Source organism: Knoellia flava TL1 (assembly GCF_000768675.1).
Lineage (GTDB): Bacteria > Actinomycetota > Actinomycetes > Actinomycetales > Dermatophilaceae > Knoellia > Knoellia flava.
This window is the reverse complement of the sequence record NZ_AVPI01000084.1, coordinates 1-2,188: the sequence shown is the minus strand read 5'-3', so window position 1 is coordinate 2,188 and position 2,188 is coordinate 1. Positions and strand designations below refer to the sequence as shown.

The 2,188-nt window shown below is 73.3% G+C and carries 2 protein-coding genes; one reads left to right on the top strand and one right to left on the bottom strand.

All coding sequences use genetic code 11. The features are described 5' to 3' along the window. On the bottom strand, window positions 1–1,283 hold a 1,283-nt coding region (locus N798_RS16480), incomplete at its 3' end, for a DEAD/DEAH box helicase (protein ID WP_035950821.1). A gap of 309 nt (window positions 1,284–1,592) precedes the next feature. Here N798_RS16480 and N798_RS16475 point away from each other — a divergent pair. Beyond that, on the top strand, window positions 1,593–2,188 hold a 596-nt coding region (locus N798_RS16475; protein ID WP_232222677.1), incomplete at its 3' end, for an ROK family protein.

Here is a 2,188-nt window from a genome sequence, read left to right as displayed (position 1 = left end):
CCGCCGGAGCGGCCCCCACCCGCGGGGCGCGAGCCGCCTCCGCCGCCACCCTGCGGGGCCGCGCCGGGCACGGTGAACGCGCCGGGGAAGGTGCGCTCGCCCGGGGCGAGCTCGGTGAGGAGCGGGTGCGACGCGTTGACCTTGGTCGTCGTCGGCTTGATGCCGGCCTTGCGGGTGAGGTCGCGGACATCGCGGACCTGGTCGTCGGTCATGAGCGTGACGACGGTGCCGGAGTTGCCGGCCCGCGCGGTGCGGCCCGAGCGGTGGAGGTAGGCCTTGTGCTCGACCGGCGGGTCGGCGTGGATGACGAGGCCCACGTCGTCGACGTGGATGCCGCGGGCGGCGATGTCGGTCGCGACGAGCGTCTGCGCGGTGCCGGAGTGGAACGCGTCCATCGTGCGGGTGCGGGCGTTCTGGCTGAGGTTGCCGTGCAGCTCGACCGCGGGGATGCCCTCGGCGTTGAGCTGGCGTGCGAGCTTCTTGGCGCGGTGCTTGGTGCGCGTGAAGACGACCGTGCGACCCGGCGCGGCGACGAGGTCGACGAGCACCTTGAGGTGCGCGTCGTTCGTCACGTGGAGGACGTGGTGGCTCATCGTCGACACCGGCGACTGGGCCGAGTCGGCCTCGTGCGTCACGGGCGAGGTGAGGTAGCGCTTGACCAGCGTGTTGATGGCTCCGTCGAGCGTCGCCGAGAAGAGCATGCGCTGGCCGTCGCGCGGGGTGCGGTCGAGGATGCGCTTCACGCCGGGGAGGAAGCCGAGGTCGGCCATGTGGTCGGCCTCGTCGAGCACGGTGATCTCGACGAAGTCGAGGTTGACGTGGCCCTGACCGATGAGGTCCTCGAGCCGGCCGGGGCAGGCGACGACGACGTCGACGCCCTTGGCGATGGCCTGGACCTGCGGGTTCTGGCCGACGCCGCCGAAGACCGTCTTGGAGGTGAGTCCGAGCGGCTTGGCGAGCGGGGCGAGCGCCTCGTCGATCTGGGTCGCGAGCTCGCGGGTCGGCGCGAGGATGAGGGCGCGGGGGCGCTTGGGCTGGCGGCGGCGGCCCTCACCGGCGAGGCGGGCGAGGACGGGCAGCAGGAACGCGTAGGTCTTGCCGGAGCCGGTGCGGCCGCGTCCGAGGACGTCGCGCCCGGCGAGGCTGTCGGGAAGGGTGGCTGCCTGGATCGGCGTCGGCGACGTGATGCCGCGGTCGGCGAGGACCTGCACGAGGGACTCGGGGACGCCGAGGTCGGCGAAGCCGGTCGTCGGGCGGGCGGGGGCAAGGGTGTCAGTGGACACGAAAGGGGTACTCCAGAGAGTTCTGATGCAGTCGGTTCTGCCCGGCGCGTTCCGGTCGCGACCCAGCGGCCGACATCGGTGTCGTCGTGGTCGTGGTCCCGGTCGCGGCGCATCGGCATCGACAGGAAGAAGAAAGAAGCAGGTCCGAGGCAGAACGGTGCGGACCGCTGTGGTCAACCTTAGTGGCAGGTGCCGGTATTCCTTGCATCGAGGACAACGGGACCCGGTCGTGGCCCGGTCGCGACTCGGTCGGCCGGCCCGCTGAGACGCTCGCGACCGCCCGGCGGGCACCCCCATAGACTGGCGCCCGTGGCGACGAGGCTGATGGCGGGAGTCGATGTCGGCGGCACCCGCGTCAAGTCGGTGCTTTGCGACGTCGACGGCTCAGTCCTGTTGTCCCACACCGCATCCACGCCTTCGCGCCCTGGCGAGGGCGTCGTCGACGTCATCGTCGACACGATCGGTGGGCTGCTCGACGCCGCCCGCTCCGGCGAGGCCGGCGACCTCGGCGAGGTGACGCTCGCGAGTGCCGCCGCCGTCGTGCCCGGGCTCGTCGACGAGACCGCCGGCCAGGCCGTGTGGTCGGCCAACCTCGGCTGGCGGGACCTGCCCCTGCGCGACCTGCTCGCCGACCGCCTCGAGGTCCCCGTCGCGCTCGGCCACGACGTGCGCGCCGGCCTGCTTGCCGAGCACCGGCTCGGTGCCGCGCAGGGCGTGCCGGACGTGCTCTTCGTCCCGCTCGGCACCGGCATCGCCGGCGCGCTGCTCACCGGTGGCCGCGTCGCCAACGGCACCGAGTGGACCGGCGAGATCGGTCACGTCGTCGCCGTGCCCGGGGGCGCCGAGTGCGGCTGCGGTCGCCGCGGCTGCCTCGAGGCGGTGGCGAGTGCCTCGGCCATCGGCCG